The sequence below is a fragment of the Photobacterium makurazakiensis genome (genome assembly GCF_050336715.1).
Taxonomy (GTDB): Bacteria; Pseudomonadota; Gammaproteobacteria; order Enterobacterales; family Vibrionaceae; genus Photobacterium; species Photobacterium makurazakiensis.
The window spans coordinates 55,413-81,409 of the sequence record NZ_JAKJSJ010000034.1 but is presented as its reverse complement, the minus strand read 5'-3'; the positions used below and the strand labels follow the sequence as shown (position 1 = coordinate 81,409).

The 25,997-nt window shown below is 40.6% G+C and carries 26 protein-coding genes; 15 read left to right on the top strand and 11 right to left on the bottom strand.

Annotated elements, in window-relative coordinates; all coding sequences use genetic code 11:
- Positions 1-277: 277 nt before the first annotated feature.
- The 4 genes from L4D09_RS16235 to L4D09_RS16220 all read right to left on the bottom strand — a co-directional run bounded on the left by L4D09_RS16235 (position 278) and on the right by L4D09_RS16220 (position 3,760).
- Positions 278-1,402 carry an acyl-CoA desaturase gene (locus tag L4D09_RS16235; protein WP_428458557.1) on the bottom strand — a complete coding sequence of 375 codons (1,125 nt, stop codon included), beginning with the start codon at positions 1,400-1,402 and terminating at the stop codon, positions 278-280.
- Positions 1,403-1,555: 153 nt separating this feature from the next.
- Positions 1,556-2,188: an NAD(P)H-binding protein gene (locus L4D09_RS16230; protein WP_428458556.1), complete on the bottom strand. Its 633-nt coding sequence runs from the start codon at positions 2,186-2,188 to the stop codon at positions 1,556-1,558.
- Positions 2,189-2,288: 100 nt separating this feature from the next.
- Positions 2,289-2,780, bottom strand: a complete 492-nt coding sequence (locus L4D09_RS16225; RefSeq protein WP_428458555.1) for an acyl-CoA thioesterase — start codon at positions 2,778-2,780, stop codon at positions 2,289-2,291.
- 293 nt (positions 2,781-3,073) lie between these two features.
- Positions 3,074-3,760, bottom strand: a complete 687-nt coding sequence (locus L4D09_RS16220) for a hypothetical protein (protein WP_428458554.1) — start codon at positions 3,758-3,760, stop codon at positions 3,074-3,076.
- A gap of 256 nt (positions 3,761-4,016) precedes the next feature.
- On the opposite strand from L4D09_RS16220, the gene L4D09_RS16215 reads away from it, so the two are divergent.
- From L4D09_RS16215 to L4D09_RS16195, 5 genes are all read left to right on the top strand, one after another.
- Entirely contained in the window at positions 4,017-4,868 is an 852-nt protein-coding gene (locus L4D09_RS16215) for a lipase family protein (RefSeq protein WP_428458553.1), read from the top strand.
- An 83-nt stretch (positions 4,869-4,951) separates the two neighbouring features.
- Positions 4,952-5,680 carry a nitroreductase family protein gene (locus L4D09_RS16210; RefSeq protein WP_428458552.1) on the top strand — a complete coding sequence of 243 codons (729 nt, stop codon included), beginning with the start codon at positions 4,952-4,954 and terminating at the stop codon, positions 5,678-5,680.
- Positions 5,681-5,769: 89 nt separating this feature from the next.
- Entirely contained in the window at positions 5,770-6,261 is a 492-nt protein-coding gene (locus L4D09_RS16205; protein ID WP_428458551.1) for a hypothetical protein, read from the top strand.
- A 165-nt stretch (positions 6,262-6,426) separates the two neighbouring features.
- On the top strand, positions 6,427-6,966 hold the full coding sequence (locus L4D09_RS16200; protein ID WP_428458550.1) for a heme NO-binding domain-containing protein: 540 nt from the start codon (positions 6,427-6,429) through the stop codon (positions 6,964-6,966).
- A gap of 2 nt (positions 6,967-6,968) precedes the next feature.
- On the top strand, positions 6,969-8,690 hold the full coding sequence (locus L4D09_RS16195) for an ATP-binding protein (protein ID WP_428458549.1): 1,722 nt from the start codon (positions 6,969-6,971) through the stop codon (positions 8,688-8,690).
- A 23-nt stretch (positions 8,691-8,713) separates the two neighbouring features.
- Here the strand turns inward: L4D09_RS16195 and L4D09_RS16190 are convergent, their stop codons facing one another.
- On the bottom strand, positions 8,714-9,892 hold the full coding sequence (locus L4D09_RS16190) for an amino acid aminotransferase (protein ID WP_428458548.1): 1,179 nt from the start codon (positions 9,890-9,892) through the stop codon (positions 8,714-8,716).
- 255 nt (positions 9,893-10,147) lie between these two features.
- Between L4D09_RS16190 and L4D09_RS16185 the strand changes: the two genes are divergently transcribed.
- Together L4D09_RS16185 and L4D09_RS16180 are read left to right on the top strand one after the other, a co-directional pair.
- Positions 10,148-10,459, top strand: coding sequence for a DUF3081 family protein (locus tag L4D09_RS16185; RefSeq protein WP_428458547.1), 312 nt, complete (start codon positions 10,148-10,150; stop codon positions 10,457-10,459).
- 263 nt (positions 10,460-10,722) lie between these two features.
- The gene (locus L4D09_RS16180; protein WP_428458546.1) at positions 10,723-10,893 is read left to right on the top strand and encodes a hypothetical protein; all 171 of its coding nucleotides are present in this window, start codon (positions 10,723-10,725) and stop codon (positions 10,891-10,893) included.
- Positions 10,894-10,960: 67 nt separating this feature from the next.
- Here L4D09_RS16180 and L4D09_RS16175 read toward each other — a convergent pair whose 3' ends face one another.
- Positions 10,961-11,359, bottom strand: a complete 399-nt coding sequence (locus L4D09_RS16175) for a VOC family protein (RefSeq protein ID WP_428458545.1) — start codon at positions 11,357-11,359, stop codon at positions 10,961-10,963.
- Between the two features lie 371 nt (positions 11,360-11,730).
- On the opposite strand from L4D09_RS16175, the gene L4D09_RS16170 reads away from it, so the two are divergent.
- The 5 genes from L4D09_RS16170 to L4D09_RS16150 all read left to right on the top strand — a co-directional run bounded on the left by L4D09_RS16170 (position 11,731) and on the right by L4D09_RS16150 (position 18,070).
- On the top strand, positions 11,731-13,521 hold the full coding sequence (locus tag L4D09_RS16170) for a flavin monoamine oxidase family protein (protein WP_428458544.1): 1,791 nt from the start codon (positions 11,731-11,733) through the stop codon (positions 13,519-13,521).
- Between the two features lie 5 nt (positions 13,522-13,526).
- On the top strand, positions 13,527-14,120 hold the full coding sequence (locus tag L4D09_RS16165; protein ID WP_428458543.1) for a carboxymuconolactone decarboxylase family protein: 594 nt from the start codon (positions 13,527-13,529) through the stop codon (positions 14,118-14,120).
- Positions 14,121-14,203: 83 nt separating this feature from the next.
- Positions 14,204-15,667, top strand: a complete 1,464-nt coding sequence (locus L4D09_RS16160; RefSeq protein WP_428458542.1) for a Dyp-type peroxidase — start codon at positions 14,204-14,206, stop codon at positions 15,665-15,667.
- Between the two features lie 8 nt (positions 15,668-15,675).
- Positions 15,676-17,511 carry a thiamine pyrophosphate-binding protein gene (locus L4D09_RS16155; RefSeq protein ID WP_428458541.1) on the top strand — a complete coding sequence of 612 codons (1,836 nt, stop codon included), beginning with the start codon at positions 15,676-15,678 and terminating at the stop codon, positions 17,509-17,511.
- Positions 17,512-17,524: 13 nt separating this feature from the next.
- Positions 17,525-18,070, top strand: coding sequence for a carboxymuconolactone decarboxylase family protein (locus tag L4D09_RS16150; protein ID WP_428458540.1), 546 nt, complete (start codon positions 17,525-17,527; stop codon positions 18,068-18,070).
- A gap of 109 nt (positions 18,071-18,179) precedes the next feature.
- Here the strand turns inward: L4D09_RS16150 and L4D09_RS16145 are convergent, their stop codons facing one another.
- From L4D09_RS16145 to L4D09_RS16135, 3 genes are all read right to left on the bottom strand, one after another.
- Positions 18,180-18,431 (bottom strand): hypothetical protein, encoded by a 252-nt coding sequence (locus L4D09_RS16145; RefSeq protein WP_428458539.1) that lies wholly within the window; start codon positions 18,429-18,431, stop codon positions 18,180-18,182.
- Between the two features lie 117 nt (positions 18,432-18,548).
- Positions 18,549-19,985 (bottom strand): ArnT family glycosyltransferase, encoded by a 1,437-nt coding sequence (locus L4D09_RS16140; protein ID WP_428458538.1) that lies wholly within the window; start codon positions 19,983-19,985, stop codon positions 18,549-18,551.
- Positions 19,982-21,001: a glycosyltransferase family 2 protein gene (locus tag L4D09_RS16135; RefSeq protein ID WP_428458537.1), complete on the bottom strand. Its 1,020-nt coding sequence runs from the start codon at positions 20,999-21,001 to the stop codon at positions 19,982-19,984. The genes L4D09_RS16140 and L4D09_RS16135 overlap by 4 nt, the downstream gene beginning before the upstream one ends.
- Before the next feature lie 157 nt (positions 21,002-21,158).
- Here L4D09_RS16135 and L4D09_RS16130 point away from each other — a divergent pair, with 157 nt between their 5' ends.
- On the top strand, positions 21,159-21,839 hold the full coding sequence (locus L4D09_RS16130) for a response regulator transcription factor (RefSeq protein ID WP_428458536.1): 681 nt from the start codon (positions 21,159-21,161) through the stop codon (positions 21,837-21,839).
- A complete protein-coding gene (locus L4D09_RS16125) occupies positions 21,836-23,134 on the top strand; it encodes a sensor histidine kinase (RefSeq protein ID WP_428458535.1) in 1,299 nt (432 codons plus the stop codon). The genes L4D09_RS16130 and L4D09_RS16125 overlap by 4 nt, the downstream gene beginning before the upstream one ends.
- On the opposite strand, the gene L4D09_RS16120 is transcribed toward L4D09_RS16125, so the two are convergent.
- Positions 23,085-23,504: a GtrA family protein gene (locus tag L4D09_RS16120; protein ID WP_428458534.1), complete on the bottom strand. Its 420-nt coding sequence runs from the start codon at positions 23,502-23,504 to the stop codon at positions 23,085-23,087. The genes L4D09_RS16125 and L4D09_RS16120 overlap by 50 nt on opposite strands.
- Before the next feature lie 187 nt (positions 23,505-23,691).
- Between L4D09_RS16120 and L4D09_RS16115 the strand changes: the two genes are divergently transcribed.
- A complete protein-coding gene (locus L4D09_RS16115) occupies positions 23,692-24,603 on the top strand; it encodes a polyprenyl-phosphate transporter (protein ID WP_428458533.1) in 912 nt (303 codons plus the stop codon).
- 109 nt (positions 24,604-24,712) lie between these two features.
- Here L4D09_RS16115 and ansB read toward each other — a convergent pair whose 3' ends face one another.
- On the bottom strand, positions 24,713-25,774 hold the full coding sequence (gene ansB, locus L4D09_RS16110; RefSeq protein WP_428458532.1) for an L-asparaginase 2: 1,062 nt from the start codon (positions 25,772-25,774) through the stop codon (positions 24,713-24,715).
- Positions 25,775-25,997: the final 223 nt, after the last annotated feature.

Sequence of the window (25,997 nt, the reverse complement as noted above, 5' to 3'; positions counted from 1 at the left end):
GAGCGACATTGCGAAGGCTAACACGGTTAACTTTTTCATTTTTACTTCCTTGTAATTATCATTTATAAATTTTTGTGGATGTTAATAATTCAAGAGAAATAAGACATTGATCTAGATCAATTTTGCCATATAACAAAACAAGCCTGCACAATATGCGACTCATCCCATATTTTCTACTATAGATCCAGAGCAAGTTAACACTTCTATAAATCAATTTTGCCATAAATAAAAAAGCGAGGCTGATTAGCCTCGCTTTTAAAATGATATTTATCAAAAACTACGCATATTGCGTCGTCAGGGTCTTCCACGTTTTGCGTTGTTCTTCGAGCAGACGTTTCATTTCATTGTATTGCTGAAGAAACTCAAAACTTTCATAGTGCTTAAGTAATCTATTTTTTTTCAGTTCAAGCATTCGCTTCTGGGCCGCGTAGTAATCAGTCATCTTGAGTAGTAGGATATTGTACTCCTCTTCAAGTCGCTCAAGACGTGCTTGACTGTTTGGAACATCTGCAAGTTTGCTTTGTAGACGCTTTAGAACCATCGTCGCTTTAGCTTTTTCTATACGATCTTCTGGGCAAGTGCGTAAGTTCTTGGCAAAACCGCACACCTCAGATGCTTTAATCAACCACTTCGTCGGATCAAACTGCCACCAGCGAATACCATTACGATAGTCATTTTCAAAGATATGATGATAGTTATGATACCCCTCACCAAAAGTCAAAAATGCTAATACGCCATTATCACGTGCCGTATTTTTATCAGTGTAAGGCTGGCTTCCCCAAATGTGCGCCAAGGAGTTAATAAAGAACGTCGTATGGTGACTCAGTACTAATCGTACTACACCAACCAATAATAACGCTCCCCAGACATCACCATGAACAAGTCCAAATACAAGTGGAATGCCAAAGTTAGTGATAACAGCTAAAGGCGCATAATACTTGTGCTGCCACATAACAATTTTGTCTTTTTGTAAATCACGACAGTTTGAGTAATCAGTGTACCGGCTAGCCTGATACTCTCTAAGCATCCAACCAATATGACTATAGAAAAAACCCTTTTTTGCTGAATAAGGGTCTTTATCATTATTATCGACATGACGGTGGTGCACTCGGTGATCTGATGACCAATGCAAAATACTATTTTGTAAAGCAAAAGCCCCACCAATAGCGAAGATGAAACGCATTACTGCATTCGCTTCATAAGCTTTGTGTGACCACAAACGGTGATATCCAGCCGTTATCGATAGGCCACAAAATGAAAAAGCAGCAATCAGCATTAACACCTGTACCCAATCAAAGCCTATATAGAAAGCATAAATTGGTGTGCCAATAGCAGCAACAGAAAATGTAATCGCGAAAATGGCTACGTTAAACCAGAGAATTGGGGGTTTCGTTGTTGTCATCCTTTAACCTTTTGCAATTGAGCGTACAACTGTAAGCTAGAATAATAAGGGAAACGTTTGCCGTCAATGGAGAAACACATTATTTACAATAAAAAAAGCCACTTTTTGATTAAGTGGCTACCTTTCGCTATTCATTCTAGTTTAATTTATCGATTATTTTTTCAGCTGAGGGTCAACACAAGCATAAATCTRCCCGATTGAATCATCTTGCTCAAATAATGATAACGTTAACCTTGCAACTTCATCACGAGTTATTAAACCGTGTACTTCTTTACCTTGAGTCAAGCAGCCTGAATCGGTTATATCACCATCTTGCAGCCCTCCAGGCCGTAAAACAGTAAATTCAAGCTTACTCGTTTGTAGCCAAGCTTCAGCAAGTGTCTTTTCTCTTACCGCTTGACCAAACACAGCTTTAGCTCGTTCAGGAAGAGTATGCCAGCTATCGCCACAGCCTAATGACGTTACCATAAGAAAACGTTTAAGGTGGCTACGTTCTAGCGTATCAATAAGATTTCGATGGCCTATATAATCAACAGGTTGGCTTGACTGAAAGCTGCCCATTGTCGATAACACATAAGCCTTTTCAGGCGCATGTTCTAATACTCGCTCAATATCTTCTTTATTGAGTGCATCACCCTGCACAACGGATACCCCAACCGATTCAAGCTGAGTTGCAGCGTCAAGGCTCCTCACCATTGCGATCACTTTGAAGCCTTGCTGTCGATAGAATCGAGCAATACGGAAACCTAAACCACGACTTGCGCCAAACAATATTAATGTTTTCATTATTCAAACCAAAAAAATAAGTGCAAATGATTATAACTATCATTTGCACTTGTATACAGGACGCTTTTACTTCATTTTGATTTTGGTCAAGGCTGGCCTACTATTTTTTCAAATCACCTTTTACGTGCGCTTCCATTTCTTCACCAATCTGCGTTCTCATGTTCATTAAGCGAATGGCCGACTCACGAAGTTTGATGTCTTCTTCTGTCTCAGGGATCCACTCAGGTACTTTTGTTGGCTTGCCTGCTTCATCAACAGCAACCATGATAACAATACAGTGAGTCGTTAGACGGTTTTCAAGCTCTTTTGGATCACTTGCCTGTACATCTATAGCAATATGCATAGAGGAAGAACCGGTATAAATAACTTTAGCGCTTACTTCCACTAAATTACCGACATGAATAGGCTGCACAAATCGTATCCCACCAGCATATACAGTAATACAATACTTTCCGCTCCAGCCTGCGGAGCATGCATAAGCGGCTAAATCGATCCATTTCATCACGGCGCCACCGTGAACCTTACCTCCGAAGTTAACATCACCAGGTTCAGCTAGAAAACGTAATGTAATGTCTCTTTGTCTGTTATTCATGTTCAATCCCTTCACTTCATCCCGTTGATTTCATACCAAACAGAAATTACTACTTTCCATAACGAAAACATAACATATATAGTGCAATTAGCACCCTCTTTATATCTTTATTGATAAGCAAATACTTAAACCACTTCAATACCTTGCTCCAGCATCATGAAGTAACTTGGATATATAATAAATCTGAACACTCATGAATATACTTACCTAAAACAACACAAAAAAAGCGCCATCAGGGCGCTTATATCTGAAATGTCTTGGTCCTTAAATTACGCACCTTCTTGCAGCTTCTCTTATGCATGCTGTTTCAAAGACATTAGCTGTTGCTCTAACTCTGCCACTTGGTTCGCCAACGACTCATTTGTTTTGGTTAGTGTTTCGGCCTCTTTATGGCTTTTTGATAATTCAGCTTGCAATGCCTTTGCTTGTTGTTCAGCTTGCTTATATTGCTCTTTCTCAATATCAAGATCTGCTTTCAATTTACGAGACTGGCGCTGAGCGGTTAATTTAGCTTTATGTGCTTTATCAGCGTCAATTTTGGCATTTTCACATAGCTTAGACTCTTCAACTAACTTGCTCTTGATTACACCAAGATCCAAGTTTAACTGTGCTTCTATCGCAACCAAGGCTGCGATCTGCTTCTCTTGTTCACTAAACTGTTCATTTGCAGTTTGTGCCGCCTGCCCCGTCATCACAGACAAGTGCTCAGTTGCATTACGAGTAAACATATCCATCACATCAAACGGAAAACATAAACGTTCGCTTTCCTTCTGTTTCGGAAAATATTGTTTATCTAAACTTTCAAGTATATTTAATGTGTTTTGATAACTTTGCTCTAAAGCCTCTTTTGCATTCATTATTGCAGTGCTTTCGACAGTATTACCTGCGCTTACTGCCGACTGAAATTGTTTAACCCACTCATCATACTGGTTTACTTGAGCTAGCTTAACGAAAGGGTGGTTACGAAAATCATATTCCATCATGTATTTCCTGCCATGTATCTAAAAATTAAAATTAAAGTCTGCATACCTTTTTTAGCCTATAATTCATAAAAGTACGCGTGAAATATCATAAACTTTGAACTCTATTCGAATAATATTTAATCTACAAAAAATCAATGACAGTTTCGATAAGACTTTATGACAAATTGCTCACTGTTACATTTTTGCTATATACAGGTGCTATAACAAAATACGGCTATTCTATTTTTATAATCAAGTGGGCTTAACGTTGTCAATGAAACCCTTGAAACGCTATCAATATGAGCGATACGCTATTTTATGTAACCTTGCTTACCCGCCCACATTCAATCACACCCTGTACGGTTTCAGTCAGGAAGGTCGGCATGAAATTTATGACCGCTGGGGCCGTACTATAATTCGCATTTTATGGGGTGATAGTCCTGAAGTCATTGTTGTCTTTAAAGGCTCTCAAAGTTTATGGGATTGGTTACTTAATCTCGCACTAATTCCGCAAAAGATTCCCGCAGGAGAAGGCTACTGTCATGTCCACTGGGGATACAATTATTTATTAAATCAGCACAGTAAAGTTCCTTCCAATGTAATGACCTCCCCTCATATTACCGAAGCCATGAAAGTAGACTTTGCTCAGTCAAAAGAAAGGCAAACATACAAAGATGAACACAGTATCTATCAACAAATTGAAGATATATTACTTCCTCTAATTAGTACTGGAAAAAAAGTCTCTTTTACAGGCCATTCCTCTGGGGGAGCAATGGCAATATTGGTTGCTCAACGCCTATATCAACACCAACCAAAGGCGATTAAGCGGATAGTCACATTTGGCCAGCCTGCAACTGGATTTTGGAACTTTAAGCAAAGCTACCCGCTGCAACACCGTACTTATCGTATTTGTTGCGATTTAGATATTGTTACCTTTTTACCCCCTATTCCACTTATGTTTTGGCATGTAGGTAAAATGCTTTGGCTACATGATGGAAAAATTTATGAAGATACGCCAACAATTAAACGTTTATCTCGCTCATTAGTAAGCTGGATTTTACGACCAATTTCCTACCACTATATGAATAAATACATACGCAATAAGGATTTTTTCGACAAGCACTAATAAAGGTACTTTTGAAACCATTATTTGAGGGTACAAATATCAAAATGGTATAGTGCACAAAACTCATTTTGGTAGCTGTAATAATGCCTGAAACACACCCCACGTTTGAAGACCTTGTCCATTCAAGGCGCTCTGTTAGAAAATATGACCAAACTGCTCCTTTTGATTACGATTCCGTTACGCGGTCACTTAATCTCGCCACGTTGTCACCAAACAGCTCCAATATGCAGCTTTGGGAGTTTCATCGCGTTGTTAACGATGAAAAGCGTCAAACACTTGCTAAATATTGCATGAATCAAAATGCAGCAAAAACAGCCAATGAACTGATTGTTTTTGTTGTAACGCCGTATAAATGGAAATCACGAGCAGAGCTTAACGCTGCACAAATTCGCTCAGCATTTACTGGTCGTCAAGATCAAACAGCTAAGCGAGCACTAAAATATTATGAAAAACTCATTCCATTTGTGTACAACAACGACCGCTTCGGACTCTTCGGCCTTGCGCGTAAAGTGCTGTCATTCTTCCTCGGGTTAAAGAAACCAATGGTTCGAGAAGTCAGCCGTTCTGATTTACGCGTATGCTTACATAAGAGCAGTTCACTTGCAGCGATGACATTTATGACATCAATGCGTGCCGAAGGCTATGACACTTGCCCTATGGAAGGGTTTGATTCCAAAAGAACTAAACAATTGCTTGGGCTACATAAAGATGCAGAAATAACCATGATTATAAGCTGTGGCAAACGTACTGAGGACGGCATTTATAGTGAAAGGCATCGCGTGGCTAACGATGAGGTCATTTTTAGTCATTAATTAATCATTTACCCTTATTGCCATACCTTAAGCCAAGCTTTTGAGGTATGGTGGGTAATCACAAAATAAGAACGGTTATGCGGTTACAGATGGAACAGCTCATTAAATTAAAAAATGCGTGGATGGCCAGCCATATCACAGATGCAGAGTACCCTACACCACTGAGTGAAAAAGGCTTAGCACTGTATCAAAGGTATCTTCAGCAATTAGAGAATCAACCACTGTCTACACCTTCAGCCGTTCAAACAAAAAACCTAACGCTTTACCCCGTAGACTGCCACCCATTAACGATTCGTTATGCGCTTGTACTTTCAAGTCAGTGGACTGATGAATCTGAGAAGGAAGCCTTGATCGAATACCTGACGCAAATCATGCTTGAATCATCGTCTCCTGCACAGCTTTTCGTTGGATTCTATAAAGGTAAGCCTGCAGCCTGCGGGATGATTTTCACTTCACCAGACGGTGAACTGATCACAGATGTTCATGCACTTCCTTTTGATAATCAAAAACTACTAATAGAGGAAATGCAATCAGCACTCGCGGAGCGTTGTAAAACAAGCAGCCCATTAATCGAGCAGTAATACCTTTATCTCCTCATTCATATAAAACGCCAGCTTCTGCTGGCGTTTTTATTTTATTTTTTGACCATTATTCATTCCATTACCATACTTATATGAAACTGCATTGTTACTATGTTTAATAGTTGCCCTTTCTATAATAATGAATAGTTTGATCAGGAGATAAAAATGAAAGGAATCATTTTTACAGAGTTTCTCGATATTGTAGAGTCTTCATTCGGGCTGGATATATGTCAAACAATGCTTGATGAAGCGTTAGATGAAGGAAGCTATACTTCTGTTGGTAGCTATGACCATCGTGATTTAGTTAAATTAATCATGACATTGAGTAAAGTCACCGATATCGCACCAGAGGTATTACAAGAAGTATACGGTGAAGCTGTATTTACACGTCTTTTAGAAAGCTTACCTATCATACCCGGTGATCAACACGATACATTCAGTTTTATTCGTAAAGTTGAAGAACATATACACATTGAAGTAAAGAAGCTTTATCCTGATGCAACACCACCCAGTTTTGATTTCATATCACAAACTGAATCAACTATGTTGATGGATTACAAATCAGCGCGCTGTATGTCACATGTCTGTATGGGGCTCATTAAAGGCTGTGCGAAGCATTTCAACCAGCAAGTTTCAATTCACATGGAAGCACTTAACCCTAGTAAAAGTCATGTGCGCTTTAATATCGAGCTTATAACGGAGTAGATATGGAGCCAAATACGCACATAGCCTTACTTGAAAAAAAAATTGCTCGAGAGAAGGCATCAAGGAAGAATGCCGAGCGATTACTTGAAGTAAAAAGCCTCGAACTTTTTGATGCAAAAAAGCTTATTGAGCAAAGTTTTGAAAAAATCAAAGCTCAAGCCGAAATTGATTCAGAGTTATTAGCTTACCAAGCCAAAATGGAAACCATGCTGCTTGAGTTCGGCCGTAAGTTCTTAAAGCACCCGCCAACAGAGCAACTAATAAAAGAACTTGCAGACTCTCTCGTTGACAGTGTTACCGTAAGAGCCTGCGGTATTACCATATATTGTACATCTGATTCGAGTATAACAACTCAATATACTTCCGGACGTCAACAAACATGGCTTTGCCCTGCCAACCTTGACCAAATTAGACATTGTTGGGATGAAGAAGAAGGTATCCTGTGGATTTCACTGAGTAATGATGCTGCCGTTTCAGGCTTTTTTTCTGCTCGCTTAAAAGCATCTGGCAGTGGTCTACTCACGATCCAAAAGCATCTGCATTTATTTAGTGAGATGATACGTTCTTCAATTGATCGTCAACTCAAGTTAATCGAGGCAATTCATGCGAGAAAACAAGCTGAGGCGTCTGAAAAGTCTACACGTGATTTTCTCGCTATGATAAATCACGAATTAAGAACGCCCTTAAATGGCCTATTAGGTACAGCTGAATTAATGGCAGATACTCAGCTTGACTTACATCAACAGCGCTTACTTAATACACTGGATCATTCAGGTGAATTATTACGCGCAATCATTAATGATTTACTCGATTACAGTAAAATTAACGCCGGTATGTTGGAATTGGCCGAGAAGCCTTTTGACTGCCACAGCCTAGCTAATATGCTGAGTGACATTTTTCAACACCGAGCAAATGAAAAACAATTGGGATTTATCATTTCATGCTCGAATAACCTGCCTAAGTGGTTAATTGGTGATGCTGATCGTATCAAACAAATTTACGTAAATTTGATCGGTAACGCGATGAAGTTCACGTCTAATGGCAGTGTTAATGCCACCTTCGATTGGCGAGATGGAAATTTATTTTTTTCAGTGACCGACTCAGGCTGTGGTATCCCTAAAAGTAAGCAACAAACATTATTCGATCCTTTTACTCAAGTAGACAATTCAAGCCAGCGTAACCATGAAGGTACGGGACTTGGCCTCGCTATCTGCAAAAAGCTTACTCAGCAAATGGGAGGATCGATTAGTGTAGAAAGCGAAGAAAATAATGGAGCCACATTTACTGTTTGCTTACCTCTAACTGAACAGACCGAGATCGTTCATGGCAGCAGAGCTTCCCTTACACCCGATCTCTCTATTGATTCATTGAAAGTTTTAGTGGTAGAAGACTTAAAAACTAACCAAATGATCATTCAATTAATGCTAAAAAAATTTGGTATCAATACTGTCATTTCAGATAACGGTAAAGATGCGATTGAATTACTAGAGCAACGTTCGTTTGATATAGTATTAATGGATTGCAGAATGCCGATAATGGATGGCTATACCGCGACAGAAAAGCTTAGAAAGGCTGGTTACAATAAGCCTATTCTTGCATTAACCGCAGGAACTACAACCGCAGAAAAAGAAGATTGCTATGCCGCTGGAATGGATGACATTCTTTGTAAGCCTTATCAAGCTCAAGAACTGAGAGATGCATTAGAAAAGTGGGGGGCAGCTTAGCTACCCTCCTTTTTATAGATATATTACGAAACCGTGACCAGTGCATTCGCTAAATAATCAATGTGCTGCTCTTGTAAACCCGCAATATTTATACGTCCGTCACCGACAGCATAGATTGCAAACTCGTCACGTAAGCGACCAATTTGTTCAGGTGTTAGTCCTGTTACCGAGAACATGCCCTTATGTTGCTCGATGAAATTATACTGCTGTGAGCCTTGTGCTTGAATGGCTCCCACAAGACCGCTACGGAGGCTCAACAAGCGGTTATTCATTTGTGTTAGCTCTTTCTTCCAATTAGCGGTCAACACGTCATCATTCAAGATAGTGGCAACGATTGCAGCACCATGATCAGGTGGCATCGTATACGTTGAACGCGCTAAGTTCAGAATACGCCCTTTCGCTTTTTGGGCTTCTTTCAGGCTATCACTCACAATGATTGCAGCCCCCGTGCGTTCACGGTATAGGCCAAAGTTTTTCGAGCATGACGTTGCGATAACCATTTCTTCAGTATTATCCGCCATGTACTGCAAACCTGCAGCATCTTGCTCTAAGCCATCACCAAAGCCCTGATAAGCAATATCGACAAATGGCATGAAGCCATTTTTATTTGCAAGATTTGTAATCGCTTGCCAGTCAGAAAATGAGATATCAGCACCAGTTGGGTTATGGCAACAACCATGCAATAACACAACATCTTTAGGGCCCGCTTTTGAAAGCGCAGACAACATCGCAGCACTATCTACCTGTTTTGTTGCTGGATTAAAATACGGGTAGTAACGTACTTTTAACCCAGCAGCTTCCATAACAGGTTTATGGTTTACATAACTTGGGTTTGAAATCCAAACCGTTGTATCTGGATCTGCAATATACATAAGATCAGCCAACATACGTAACGCCCCACTCGCCCCAGGTGTTTGTACACCTGCAGAGCGCTGGAAGGCCGACGTACCTGTTAGCAACAAATCAATCATCGATTGATTGAATTGTTCATTACCCGCCAAACCAACATAAGCTTTTGTCGTTTGCGTACTCATCACTTGTTGCTGGGCAAGCTGTACGGCGTTCATGATTGGCGTTTCACCTTGACTGTTACGGTAAACACCAATACCAAGATCCACTTTTTCTTCACGAGGATCTTCACGATACGCTATAGACAATGACAATATAGGATCAAGTTGCGCTTCAGCTAGCTGCTTGAACATACTTAAAATTCCGTTTTACTAAATACACGATAACATCAACCTATCACTTCATTTGCGTTACGTCATCAGCTATTTAACGCATTGAATTCTCTTTTTTTGTAAGGCTGATTTGATCTTAAACAAAACTTCATCCAAGTCTGGTTGCAGACTGCTACCAAAAGCCTAAATTTAAAGTATGTCAGGATAACAACTGATGATATTACATTTAATCAAAGCATTGGTATAACAACACGTTAGATACTAATGGAGGTCACTATGAAAAATAGTGTTGATGTCCGTACATTACTCAATGTCTATGAAAAGGTGAAAACACAAGGCCACAGCATTGACATGGGTAACCAGCTAGAAGATATCAGGTGTATAGAGAACCACGATGGTTATAGCGTCAGCTTATCGGATGATACTGTCAGCCTCGACATTAATTTCCACAACACCTATCACTTCCATACCATGAATGAAGACCCAGACACCGTTATTAATCAAACAACAACTGAATTTCATAATAATAATGAACAGCRAATTCAAGCTTTTATTCATAAGTTACAAGAGCTAGATAAAAAATACTAAATCTGTGCGGATGATTGAAAACTTTATAAACCGCCAAGTAATTTAATGATGCCTATTTCCCTCAGAACCTGCCGGCTCTACGCCGGCAGAGAATCAAGTAAGAACGATGTTTCTTACCTTTTACATCGGCCTGACATTTCCCCAATAAAACTTACTTACTCTGTATATGATGAACAAAGATAACAAAAACTCGCGTTCAGGATTCATTCATAAAATTTATAGTACAGTTCAACTGAAAATACCTATATCAGGAAGTCAACCACATGATGGCACAAGAATTAAGATCAAATGAGATTGATATAGTCATTGAGGCCCTTGACGAGTGTTATCGTCGTCTTAACGCAGCAGAAATGTCTGCAAAAGATCTCACTCAAGATGGCTTTGCTTTAATGTTTAAATCTGCTTATCAAAGCATGGCTGATAAACAGCATTAGACCCCCTGTTTATATGACATAAAAAGCTCAAGATATCCTTGAGCTTAGTATCTTCAGGTTTGTCTTTTTATAAATCCCAATCTCGATTTTGTAAAACGACACGATATCCATCGATATCTTCGAACGTCTTACCTACATTTTCCCAGTAAGGGTTATTTGAGTCGACGACACTAAATCCCGCATCAATCATATTACGGCATGTTCGTTCCCACATCTGACTGCAGTCAATATAAAAAACAAGTAGGTGATCTGTGGATGGCGCTTTACCAGCTATCGTACCAATCTGATGAATAAATTCGAGGTGGTAAGAATGCTTTTGGTGTCCTAATACAACACCATCAAAGCCTTCATGATCTTTAAATTGTTTCAGCATTTCAAAGCCAAGTGCTTGACTATACATTACCGCAATTTGATTTAAATTATCTGTCGGTCTGACAACACGCAGCGTCGAATCTAAAGGTATCATAACTAAATCAAACTCCATTTTATTATTTCAATTCAGTATTTTACTCCTGTCACACCCCGTATTCAACAAGACACATAATATCCCTTGCACATTCTTTGATGCCAATCACACCAAAAATAATATTTAGAAATAAAAGTTCTGGAGGCAAAATCAATTATCTTTGAATTTGTTTCATCATTCAGCTGAATTTTTGGAATCCATGCTGCGTTAATTGTGGAATTAATGTGCAATCTGACGCGCATACCTTGCCCTACTGTCAATTTCTTCTAAATTCAAAAACATGACTGGGATGTCTGACTGCCATATATAACTTAAAAGGCAGCGTTGTAGATAAACCGCTTGAAGAGCCATTAAAATTACAAGGAATGAATATGTCTACTGTCCCCACCCTTGACGACAAATTGCATGGATTACTCCCATACGATAAAGATGAGATCAACCAAGCTTATCGCTCTTATTTAGAGTTTGGTCTACCAACCAGTAATAGTGAAAAGAAGAACATCTTAATTGTAGGTTGTGGAATTGCTGGCATGGTTTCAGCCGCGCTGCTAAGAAAATCAGGGCATACCGTCACCATTATTGAGGCAGACAGTCGTGTTGGTGGTCGTATTAAAACCTTCCGAAATAGTGATAAAAAGCGCTATTTTGAAGATGACAATCTAACCGGTGAGGCGGGTGCAATGCGCATACCTGACATGCACAAACTTGTGCAGTACCTCATCGACTATACCGGGGTTGAAAAACAACTTTTCCTCAATAAAACGGTGTCTAAAGAAGATGCAACATCATCTCTCATTAACTCACCAAACATAGATGAGGATGGTAATGTCAATATAGAGGCTTTAGAGGCAACTGGAAAAAACTTCCTRCACGTTAATCACAAACATGTTTCTCGTAAAGACTACGAAGATACCAATGATGTAAACAGCCTACTTAATTACAATCTATCAAATAACGAAAACAAAAAAGCAAGCGAACTACTTGAAGAAGCGATTGGGGAGCTTCGTCGTCAAGTAAACGAAGATCCAAAAACGGTTTGGCCAAAAATTATCGAAAAGTATGGCGAATACTCCATGCGCCGCTTTTTAAAAGAGCAAAATCCAGATTTATCAGAAAATGCGATTGAAATGATTGGTGTGCTAGAGAACCTTGAGTCACGCATGTCTTATTCTTTCATTCAAAGCTTCATTGAACTCGCCATTATCTCTCCTGAAACACCATTTTGGTTAATCAAAGGCGGCACTGACAAATTTACCCAAGCCTATTACGAGAAAGAAGGGCTTGAAGATATTACTTTCTTAAATCAAACGCTGGTTGATATCTATAAATGTAAAGAAACCGGTAAAGTGAAAGTGAATACGAAGGTTTCGTCTGAAAATCGTGATCATAGCGACCGTGACCATGCTATAGCCCAACTACTTAGCTCAAAAAGCTGGGATGAAGCCATCGTCACTATTCCTTTTTCAAGCTTCCGTATGGTGCATGTCTGGCCTGAAATGAGCCAGTCAAAACGTAAAGCAATTAGAGAGCTGCATTATGATGCTGCAACAAAAGTACTGTTAGAGTTCCGTGAACGTTTTTGGGAAACCGAGAACGAAATATACGGCGGCGGCTCTATTACAGATCTACCTAACCGTTTCATGTACTACCCAAGTGAGAGAATGGGCTCTGGCAAAGGTGGCGTTATGCTTGCTAGCTATTCTTGGGCAGATGATGCCCGGAAATGGGACTCAATGTCAGAATACGAGCGTTTTTGCTATGCACTCGAAAACGTCGCCATAACGCATGCCAAGCATACCCCCAACGATGATTATGAAACACGCAAAAAAGCACAGCAAAAAATCCGTGATTTATGTGTTTTCAACCCTGAAAAATATGAGCATACACAAGAAAACATTGTTGGTGCCGCTACCATTAGCTGGATGAATAACCCATATGCATTTGGTGAAGCAGCAATTTTCTATCCCGGCCAGTTAGAGCTTCTACATGAATCTATTATCAGTTCTGAGTGGCCAAGTAATGAAACAGGGAAATCTATCCTGCACTTTGCTGGTGAGCATGCATCTTTAAAACACGCATGGATAGAAGGTGCCATTGAGTCTGCGGTTAATGCCGCCCTCGTTGTTAATGAAAACCCACTTCCAAAACTTAACCAAGGGTAATCATCATGACGCGTATACCTTACTTAGACCAAAATAACGGACTCGATGATTCAGCTGCTGAGGTTTTCGAGCATATCAATGAAAGTCGCGGTAATGTGATTGGTGTTTTTGCGCTATTGCTAAATAGCCCACCAGTAGCAAAATTAACCGCTGATTTAGGTGGCTACCTTCGGTTCGATTCTATCTTGAATCAAACCGTAAAAGAGCTAGTAATATTAACAACACTAAGTGAAAACTATTGCCAATTTGAATGGGCTTTCCACGAAGGTTTCGCCCTAGAAGCAGGGATATCACCTCAGGTTGTCGATGTAATCAAGTATCGCCAAGAATTATCGAGTGAGCCTGAAGTTAGCCCAATCGAAACGAAAATTATTAGCTTTGTTAGAGAGCTAGTTAATAACAAACGTATTACTGACAGCACCTACCAAGCGCTTGAGCAAGAATTTAGCACCCAAGAGCTGACAGAAATCACCTCATTAACCGGTTATTACTGCATGGTTGCCTGCCAGTTAAATGCTTTTGCCCTAGCTGCACCAGCAGGTAAACCGCACCTTCCGGAACCAGCAGTGGCTTCAGATGCTGCAACTGAAACTAAGTAGCACATATCAAAAACGATAGGCCGTAGAGGGTACGGCCTAAGCCCCCTCATCGACATCTACTCACGGATAGCAGGAGATGAACAATGTCTGCAAATTTAAATCAAACGAATATAGAAGTTAATGACCCTAATTTTCAGCAAGCCTTTTCGCAACTACAGGGCAATATATTAAAAGGTCATGGAAGAGACCATTCACGCCATGTTTTTTTCTCTTTCACAGGTGATAAAGAGGCCAATCGCAAGTGGGTCTCAAAACAAGCAGAACAAGTAACATCCACACTTGAGCAAAATAAACAGCAGATCAGCTTCAAGGAAAATGGGGTTATACACCTCTTCATGAATTTGATGCTCAGTTCTACCGGTTACAATCAACTCGGTATTGATGAAAATGAATGGCCATCAGACAAAGCGTTCCGCTCTGGGATGAAAGACTTAAGCACGCGTTTTGATACTTTACCTAGAGGTGACCATAGCCCGACAGCAAACCCGCTTAACGATGACGTAAGCCAGTGGGAAACAGGGTTTCGAGAAGATGTTGATGGAATGGTTTTGCTCGCGCTTGGTGGATTAAACGATGAACAAGCCGAGTTAAAGCTTGAGCAAGAAGTCAAAAAACTTGAGCAGTCAATGGCTGGAACAGCACAAATCATCTTTGTGCAGAAAGGTCACGTCATGCGTAATGAAAAAAAACAAGTTATTGAACATTTTGGTTTTGTCGATGGCGTAAGTAACCCGAAGTTCTTATTTTCAGAACTCAATGAAGAATTTAAAAATGGTGGTTATTCCAAAAATGACCCAAGCGCTCCGTTAAATACTGTAATGGTTCGCGACCCTGGTGGTGATGAAAATGGTTATGGTACTTATGTTGTCTACCGTAAGCTTCAACAAAACATCAAAGGATTTTGGGAACGTCTTGATATCCTTGCCAATACTCTCTCCGAAACAAGCTCTGAAAAAGTTGATGCAGAGTACGCCGGTGCGCTTTGCGTAGGTCGCTTTAAAGATGGCACCCCCATCTCAGAACAAGGTAAAGATGGTTGGACAAACCTCTTTAATAATTTCAATTACGATGATGATTCTGATGGATTACGTTGTCCATTTCACTCACATACCCGTAAAACCAATCCTCGTGGCGATACTGTAAGGCAATTTAACTCCCCACCTACGATTGAGCGGAGCCGACGTATCGTAAGACGTGGCATCAGTTTTGGCTCGACAAATTTAGAGCCAACGAGTGAGTGGACTGATGCAGGTTTACTCTTTATTAGCTTACAAGCTGATATTGTTGATCAGTTTATCTTCATGCAAAACACATGGTGTAACAACGAAGGCTTTGTACGTCAAGCAACCGGAACTGATCCACTCGTTGGCCAAGTTAAACCCGGTTCAGAGCCTATGGCACAAAAATGGTCTACCAGTTGGGGGAACCCAAATGCAGAACAAGTAGACTTTAGCTTTTCTGGTTTTGTCAAAAACTTAGGTGGTGAATATTTCTTCATGCCTAGCCTTAGCTTTTTACGCTCACTCTCTAACGAATCAAGTGAATAGGTTATTGTATGAATGAAGAAACAAAAAGTACCTTAACTGCTACCGACACAACCGTTAATACCACTACCACCGCGCGATATGTGCTTGATGCAATTGGCAAGCAAGGTGTTAAACATGTATTTATGGTACCTGGTGGTGTCGTAGACCCTTTTCTCGATCAATTTGGAACTGACGAAAACGATATAAAAGCAATTGTTGCTGCAAATGAAGCTGGCGCAGCCTACATGGCTGACGGGTATGCCAGGGCAAGTGGCAAGTTTGGCGTCTGCATGGGCATTGGCGGCCCCGGTATCGCCAATATGGTTGGCCCTTTAGCGGCAGCTTATGCAGATAGCTCTCCAGTGCTAGCACTTGCTGGTGAAGTGCCTACAGCGTGGGATGGCAGAGGTGGATTCCAAGATGCCAGCGCAGCAGGACTCAATGATATCGGGTTTCTTAGCCAAGTTACTGAGTTAGCTTTAGAAATACCGAAATCTAATATGGTTCCCCATATGCTAGACACAGCATTTCGAAAAATGCTTGGCCGCGATCAACGTCCTGTTAGCCTGAGTTTTCCAAAACAAATTCAAACTGAAAAAATCAACGTTACTCCAGATTTGCATAAATGTATTCAGTGCGAAAATATCAGCCCAAGAGCCATTGACATTCATGCCGCCCAACAACTCATCGAAGGACTTCGCCAAACCTGCCAATCAAACAAAGCCAACGTCTCAATACTGGTTGGAAGTGGGACTGTTCGATCTGAAGCCAGTGAAGCATTAATTAATTTTGCTGAAAAATATCATATTCCAGTTGCAACAACCTTAAAGGCTAAAGGTGCTTTCCCAGAAACTCACCCACTTTCTCTTGGGGTCTTTGGGTATGCTGGTACCAACCATTCGACACACGCACTGCTGAATGGCGATCAAACAAACCCTGGCTGTCCTAATTACGGTGTAGAAGACAACCACCTATTAATCGTGCTTGGTTCAAGTTTGAATCAGCGAAATACCATGCGCTGGGACGAACACTTAAAACCAGAAAATGGCATTTACCAAGCTGATGTAAACATTTCTACTTTTTCCAAAAACTACCCAATTGATGTCGCAATAAATAGCGATATTCGAACGTTGCTAGAGTGGCTTATGGCTGACGAGCAAGCTGAACAGCTCCTCCCTATTTTAGAAACAAATGGCATAAGGCAAAAATGGCTCAATAGCATTTCAGTAAAGCCAAGGTTCTATGATGAAGAAAATCGCCATAGCCCCGCCATTCCCATGCACCCAGCTCGTGTAATTAGTGAACTACAAAATATTGCACCTCAGCATACGATTATTATCGGGGATTCTGGAGCACACCGGGCGTTTGCAGGCCATTACTGGCAAAGTAACGCTCCTCGCGAATACCTCACTGCGACCGCACTGGCGCCTATGGGCTGGGCTATTCCCGCAGGTATCGGCGCAAAAGTCGCTGAACCTGAAAAAGCATGCGTTATTGTCACAGGTGACGGCTGCATGTTAATGAACGGGATTGAAATTCAATCTGCCGCTCGTAATAACATTCCTCTTATTGTTCTCGTCGTAAATAACAGCGCATTAGGGAATGTCTATTTACGTGCAAAAACACCAATAGCTAAAGAATTAACCTCATTAAATACGCATAACTGGGCTGATTTTTCTAAATCACTTGGCGGTGATGGTGTTGTTGTAGAAAACCCAGATGATCTTGCCGCGGCGTTTGATCGTGCATTTTCAGCTAAGGGACCTTTTGTAATAGACGCACGTTGTGATCCGCATTTCCCAACACCAATTAACCCTTGGCGGGCAGAAAACGAACATCCTAATTGGGCAGAAGATCAATCTTAAACAGGACGATATTATGGCAGCGTTACCACTCATAGAACGGGAAGATCTCGATCAGCAAGGTAAAGACATTTACGATACCTTACTTGGCCCCAGAGATGGCTTATCCGGCATGTATAGGACATTAATGAATCACCCTTTACTTGCACAACATATAGGGCAGCTTGGTACATATGTTCGCTATGAAAGTGAATTGTCTGGCGACATTCGGGAGCTTGGCATTTTAGCCACAGCACGCGCACTCGGTGCACCGTTCGTTTGGGAAAAACACCTCGCACCTGCAGAGCGAGCCGGTTTACCGCAAGATGTCATTGAGCAAGTGCTTTCAGGCGACATTGCAACGGCAAAGATGAAGCCCGCTTATCTCTATACTTGGCAAATTGCAGAAGATGTGGTCCACCAGCGTAGCCTCTCAACAAAAACACAAGAGGCGATGATTAATGAAATTGGAGTAAAAGGCTTACTCGATTTAGTGATGGCTTGCGGCATGTACCGCATGATATCGACCGTTGTATTTTCATTTGATGTGCCACTGCCCGAAGGTGGCACACCACCATTTTAAAATGAAGTACAACGTAGTCTAATTAAAGCTGGTGGTAATTAAAAAAGGGTGTGAACAATCACACCCTTTTTTCAATTATATAAAGGGGCTGTTTTTCAGAAACAGCCTGCTAATGTGCAAGTTCACCACTCGATAATACCGATAAACTATCAGGCGTAAACTTTTGGAAGCTTATTGCTGATTTTTTCGGAGGATAGATAAACTTTGTCACTTTCACGATATATTTGGCAATAATATTGCCTGCAGTATCTTTTTCATCATACCAAAAAGTATCAATATCAATCTTCTTTCCTATATCCCACTTCATGTCAGTTCGAATAAACTTGTGCTCTTTCGGTATACCTAGTAGCTCTCTATACATGGCGATGCTCCAATTATTAATAAATTTTATGCAGCCATATTCACATAGTTTTAAAATGGTCTTTGTTCGGCTTGTCACAGTTCAAAAATCAACCATAAACGAAGGTCACAAAGTTGTTTAGCCGCTATTCTGGCATAAAACCAGTTGTCGACGCTTTGATTCAGCTCGAAGCTCACAGCGATTTTTATCCCACAAAAACCCTTTCGACAGCCTACTTTTCTCTATTACATAAAATGTTGTTTTAGTTTGTTTTTTCAACACTTCAGCCAAAGGCATCGCATTAAATTCGGCTTCACCTTCTGAATAGAATTGCGCTGAAAAAGGTCTTTTTTGAATATAAACAAGTTCACTGTTTTCTTTTTCAACTTGCTGTTGCCATTCGGCTAACAGACCTTTTTCAGCTTCTTTTCCTGTAAGGTTGAATTGCAGTAGCAAGGCAACAATGAAAAGAAGCACAGGTGTGATCAAGCCAATTTTGAATACCTTTTCAGGCAAACGATGCTGGGAGTGATAGCCTGCAATCAAAAGCCCAAGCGCAGGCAGCCCTGGCATCACATAACTAGGTAGGATATTCCCCGCCATGGTAAACAAGATCATAGGTGAAAGCATCCAGCACCATAGATATCCCATGTAACCACCACTCGACTGAATCCCCTCTTCCCCTTTCTTGAAAAAGCGGCCAACCTGATACATAAGTACAGGAGCCCACGGCAAAGCAGCTAAGAACCAAAAAATCCAAATCATGCCACGCACTTCGTCGTGCGCACTTCCATATAAATCACCTTCCCACCCGCTTACAACAAAGCGTTTAATGTGTTCGCCGATGATAAAGTAATTTAAAAAGCCTGGAGTCTTCCATTCGGCAAGCAAGTACCACGGTAAGCTAATAGCAATAAATAACGCTATTCCGCCCTTCCACGGTAAGCAGGTTACTATTTGTTTCCAGCGTTGTTCTTGAGATAACCAAGCGACTAAACTAATTCCGACTAAAACCAAGGTTAAAGGGCCCTTTGCAAGCATACCGATCGATAAACCAACAAAGAATAAGTAGCCCCAAATAGCAGATTTTTTCTGCCAACTTAGCCAAAAACTAACCATGCTCAGGGTGACACCTAGTGTCAGTGCTGTATCTGTCATTACAGCACCAGATATGACAATGAATGCAGTCGTTGATGCGACAATAGCCGTTGCCAACCAGGCTTCCTGCTTATTTCGCTCTTTAGCTGCTAAAACCCAAGTCAGCGCTAAAACGATGCAGCCAACAAGTAAATGTGGCAGACGGGCTGCAAATTCATTCACGCCAAAAAGCTCAAAACCGGCAGCACTAAGCCATGTAAATAACGGCGGCTTACCCCAAAAAGGGACATTGTAATCAAACATCGGAGTGATCCAATCCCCCGTTTCAAACATAAGCCTTGCCATTTCACCATACCGAGCTTCTGTCGTATCCATCAATGGATATAGCCCTAGGGTAATCAGTCGTACGATAATCGAACCGAAAACCAGAATCATGGCGTATTGCGTCAGCGTTAACGCTTGTTTATTCTTATTCACGCTTGTACTTCCTCATTCATTTTTTGTTCTGCTTTTAAGTTATCTTCCATCACGACAAAAAGTGGCCGTTGCTTTGCTTCTATAAATAGCCGACCTACGTATTCCCCCATCAGCCCGATAGATAACAGTTGCATTCCCCCTAATAGAAGCATCACCAAAATAGTTGAAGGGTAACCAGCAACCGGATCGCCCCATATTAATGTTTTCATGAATACTACGACGGCAAGCACTAAAGCAGACAAGGAGGTAAGTAACCCAGCGCCTGTTGCTAGCCTTAATGGGCGAGTACTAAACGATGTAATACCTTCAAACGCAAGGTGACATAGTTTGGTGTAATTCCATTTTGTTTCACCTGCAATACGAGGGTCGCGATCAAAAAGTAATGTTGTTCGGCGAAAGCCTGGCCACGCCAATAAGCCTTTCATAAACCGCGTTCGCTCAGGCAATTTAATTATTTCATTTACAACACGGCGATCGATTAACCTAAAGTCACCCACATTTTCAGGAATAGGCATTTCACTTAGGTGATTTATCACCTTGTAAAAAAGCGATGCAGTAATACGTTTAAACCAGCTTTCTCCGTGACGTTGCTTTCTTTTCATATCGACAACATCAAAGCCAGCTTTCCATTCCGTTACCATTTCAGGGATCAGCTCCGGTGGGTCTTGCAGATCAGCATCTAGTATGATGACAGCATCACCTGTTGCAACTTGCAGCCCTGCGCTCATTGCTGCTTCTTTACCAAAATTTCGACTTAATCGAAGGCTTCTAATCTGGTGAAATGAACTAGAAAATTGCTGTACCATTGACCAAGAGTTATCATTGCTTCCGTCATCGACATAAACAATTTCACAAGGCTGTGCCAATTTATCTAAAGCACGACATAAACGCTCATGACAAATCTCTAATACTGCATTTTCGTTATACATCGGGACGATAACAGAAATTAATGGCGTATCTCGATATCCGCTAGGTTGTCGATCTCTATGTTGGGACAATAAAGTAATAGATGACATGCTAAACCTCGAACATAATTAAAGTGCTTGAGATCTATGCTATTCCTACTGATGTCATAAAAAGGTCATTGACATTTTTTTCACGCTAAACTGTGTCATTATAGTGAGGTCACTCGAGTATTAGCTTTTATTACACCTCTCTCTGGTAGGTACCATCATGAAACTGTTATTGGTTGAAGATCATCAAGATATTGCTGGCGTTATTTTCGACTTTTTTGAATTAAAAGGGTACACCCTTGACTATGCCAGTAATGGACAGCACGGGCTGGAGCTAGGCAGTAATAATCATTATGATTTGATCATTCTTGATATTATGCTGCCAAAACTTGATGGTTACATTGTTTGCAAAAAGTTACGCGAACAAGGTGTCGATACACCCATACTAATGCTAACTGCACGCGATACTCGAGAAGATACACTTAAGGGCTTCGCCCAAGGTGCAGACGATTACCTTGTAAAGCCTTTTGACCTTGAAATACTTGAAGCAAGAATAAAGGCGCTTACTCGTCGTCATTGTGGTGTTACTGCTGTAGAGAGCCTCCAGTTTGAAGAGTTAAACCTCGACCTAAGTCAGCATATTGTTGAACGAAATGGTTGTAGTTTTTCTCTTAATCCAACCCTTTTTACAATATTAAAATTGCTCATGCTTCGAGCCCCTAAAGTGGTAACAAAAGAAGAACTTATTTCTGCATTGTGGGGAGAAGATGAACCGGAAGGCAATGTACTACGCAGCCATATATACCAGCTTAGATACCAAATTGATAAGCCGTTTAAACATGGCTATATTAAAACCGTTCCGAAGGTCGGCTACCAATTAATCGGTGAGGAGGAACAGTGAAAAAAAGGCTTCTAAAAGTAAAGAGTGCAAAACAGCTAACCTTTACCTATTTTGCTATTGTCGCTTTTTCAATCATCACTATTCACGTGTCATTGCTTGAGTCGACCCTTGAAGATTTCGAACAGATTAATGCAAATAATCGGTTAACCCATACTAAAGGCATAGCACCATCACTCTTTGAAAATAATGATTTAACAGATATAGTTATCCCGCCCTTCAGTCACGCCTACCTTGGCATTGAAAATATTCCTGACAATATTTCGATACCCAATTCGTTACAAAACGATGAAGCTGTGGAATTCTATAACTCCGAAAAAGACTCAACAGATTACTTTATTATGAAAAGTAACCTAGAGATAAGAGGAAAAAGCGAAGACGTCTATTTCGTTTATTTTGATGATCTCTACGAGCTAAGTGAAGAGCAGGTTTTTGATAATGAAGTAAAACAGCTCATAATATCTCTCATCCTGATATTAATTAGCTTCGTGGTTGTATTACGCATTTCCGACCGTCTTACTCACCCTCTAGCACAACTGGCAAATGATCTCGATAATCGTTCACCGACAGATCTATCCCCTATTGCACTACCGAGCGGCATTGTGTCAAAAGAACTCGTACAGTTAGTAGATAGCTTCAACTTATATGCCGAACGTATTCAAGAATTACTCGATCGTGAGCGTTCATTTAACCGTTATGCAAGCCATGAACTTCGCACACCGCTAATGGTTATTAAAGGGGCAATATCATTACTCGGACAATCAAATGAACCTGCATTTGTAGAGAAACAACGCCAACGACTACTGCAATCAAGCAATGAGATGAACGATTTCGTCACAACGTTACTTTCACTAACGCGTGAAGAAAACACCCACAATCTAACCCCGCGACAAATAGAGCTCAGTGAATTAGAAACCATTGTCGCTCCACACTCATCGCTACTAAAAGGAAAAGATGTAGTGTGGAAGGTGGTAATTAACGAAGCTACTTATATCAAAGCCCCTGAAAACACATTTAAAATTCTAATTGGTAATCTGATAAAAAATGCCTTTGCCTGTACAGAGCAAGGACAAGTGATCATTCAAGTATCAAATAAAGCCATCGAAGTCATAGATACTGGGATTGGTCTTGGCTCTAAGCCTCGTGGCGTTGAAGGTTTTGGCTTAGGTTTGCTAATCTCCAATGACATATGCAGAAAATATCACTGGAGCCTAAGCCATCATACAAATGAATTTGGTGGCTGCACTGCTATGATTTCACTGCATCCAGCTGAAAAACCCAGCGTTCAGACAGCGTAAAATTCACTAACATACCGCATAACACCCCTGGCACCATCGCCACATAGGGCCACAATACTTCCCATTGTGGCCCTATGCTCAAATAAGCGCTAATCCATTTCGGGTTTATTGTCGATATTAATAGATAATAAATTCCATAATTTGGTGCAAACCCAATAACAGAAGAAAACAAGAAGCGTGACCACTGTTCAAACGGTTGACAAGGTGAGGCATGTTTAAAGGTAAAGATTCGATTCAACCACCAATTCGATGAAGCAGCTACCCAAAATGCAATCCCCCTTGCGGCTTCAAATGTCATTACTGTAGACAAATAAAATACTGCTGTCGCATCAATCAGAAAACCACAACCACCAATTACTGCAAATTTCAAAAAATGTCGATACTTCAATATTATAACTCGTAATTTTATACCAAATACTATTTTAGAAGTTAGCAGGTAGAAAAAATGTCAAGTCAATAATGGGTATCTGTAGATAAATATCAGAAAGTACTTTTTTTTCACATCAAACGAGTATAATGAGCTCGTTTATATTTTTAACTACTGACAATGGAAAAGCATGAGCAAAGTTTTTACTTTCCTGAAAGGGATGGCAATGGGAGCAGCCGATGTCGTTCCTGGTGTTTCGGGCGGCACTATCGCCTTTATAACGGGTATTTACGATACATTACTTGAAAGCATTCGCCGGGTGAATCCAAGTCTAATCGGCATTTGGCGTAAAGATGGTTATAAAGCTGCATTTAACCATATCAATGGTACATTTCTAGTCCTGCTGCTTGCCGGTATTCTTACTAGCATTTTCACCTTCGCTAGGGTGATAACATGGATGCTTCACACCCACCCTATTCCGCTATGGTCATTCTTCTTTGGTTTGATTGTTATATCCGTGATTCATATGTTTAAACAAGTTGAAGACTGGAAAATGACACGGGGAATAGCCATTATCGCTGGAGCTGCTTTTGCCTATGGCATTACGGTTTTACACCCTCTAACCCTTGATCCAACTTATATCAACATCATGCTTGCTGGCTCAATTGCTATTTGTGCCATGATATTACCAGGTATTTCAGGCAGCTTCATTTTGCTACTACTGGGCATGTATGGCCCTATTTTGTCTGCGGCAAAATCATTCGATATCATCACGCTAGGCCTTTTTGCTACAGGTTGCTTAGTGGGTATACTGACATTCTCTCATGTACTTTCATGGGTCCTAAGAAACTACCGTGACATTGCATTAACCTTTCTTACGGGGCTGATGATCGGTACTTTAAGTAAAATATGGCCATGGAAAGAGACACTAACGTGGCGTATAAATTCGAGTGGTGAGCAGATACCACTAATCGAAAAAAACCTATCACCGATAAACTTTGAACAAGTTACAGGCCAGCCCGCACTTCTTGGCTATGCCGTTATTGCAATGTGCTTTGGTATACTGATTGTCTGGGGACTTGAGAAAGTTGCCGATAATTAACTAATTGTTTGATAGTTTAAAAAACCGCCTACTTTTTAAAAGTTAGGCGGTTTTTTTATTACTGTGACAAATTACAACTTTCGTTGAAATGCCAAAGTATGTGCATCAATTAGTGATACTGAAATAACTTCTGCACTTCTTTATAGTCTTGCGTTTGTGTCAGTGAAAGCATCAATAAAATACGCGCTTTTTGTGGATTCAAGCTACCTGATGCAACAAAACCGTACTTATCATCATCAACTTCGGCATCCAAGGTTGTTGAACCTGTTGGGGTACGTGCACTTCGCACTACCATCACACCATCTTCACTTGCTTTAGCAAGTTCATCGAAAACTGTATGGAACATGTTACCATTGCCAACTCCCGCACTCACAATGCCATCATATTCAGCATTTACAAACGCTTTAACCGGAAGTTCAGATGCATTTGAGTAATTATAAACAATGCCGACTTTTGGTAGTTGTTCTAACTCTGATACATCAAATGTTGACTCAACGGCCTGCTTACGTGTGGCGCTTTTCTGGAAATTTACATCACTATTATGGATATAACCAACAGGGCCTACATTTGGTGCTTGGAATGTATTTACCGCTGTTGTACTTGTTTTTGTTACATCTCTCGCACCAAAGACAGTGTCATTCATAGCAACAAGGACGCCACGGCCTGCTGAATCTTCATCTGCTGCTGTTACTACAGCGTTATAAAGGTTCATAGGGCCATCGGCACTCATCGCCGTTGATGGGCGCATCGCACCAACAAGTACGACAGGCTTATCACTATTAACGGTTAAATCAAGAAAATAGGCGGTTTCTTCCATAGTATCAGTACCATGTGTTATAACCACGCCGTCAACATCATCTTTGGCAAGCAATTCATTAACGCGCTTCGATAACGTTAACCAAACCTCATCGTTCATGTCTTGCGAACCGATGCTTACAACTTGCTCACCACTTATGCCAGCAACATTTGTCATTTCAGGCACGGCATAAATCAAGGAATCTACACCTACTTTACCTGATGTATAGCTAGAATCTGTCGCAGATTGACCAGAGCCAGCAATAGTACCGCCTGTTGCCAGAATTTTTATATTCGGTAAATCAGCAGCCATGCTTAAACCGCTGAAAGAAACCCCTGCTACGAACAAACCAATAGTTACAAGATTATTCTTCATTATTATTACCTGATAGTTATTTATATTATATTTCAATGACTGAGCAGAAGTATCGCTATTATTAGGTAACACTTTCGAGGTATAGATCACTATTCTGCCATTACGAAATGTGATCCATTAGCCATAATTTTGAAACTAAATAAAAAATTTAACCTGAAACGCCCATAACCCGCCAATCCACTACCATTTAATTACAACATTAACAACGTGTTACATGGCACCA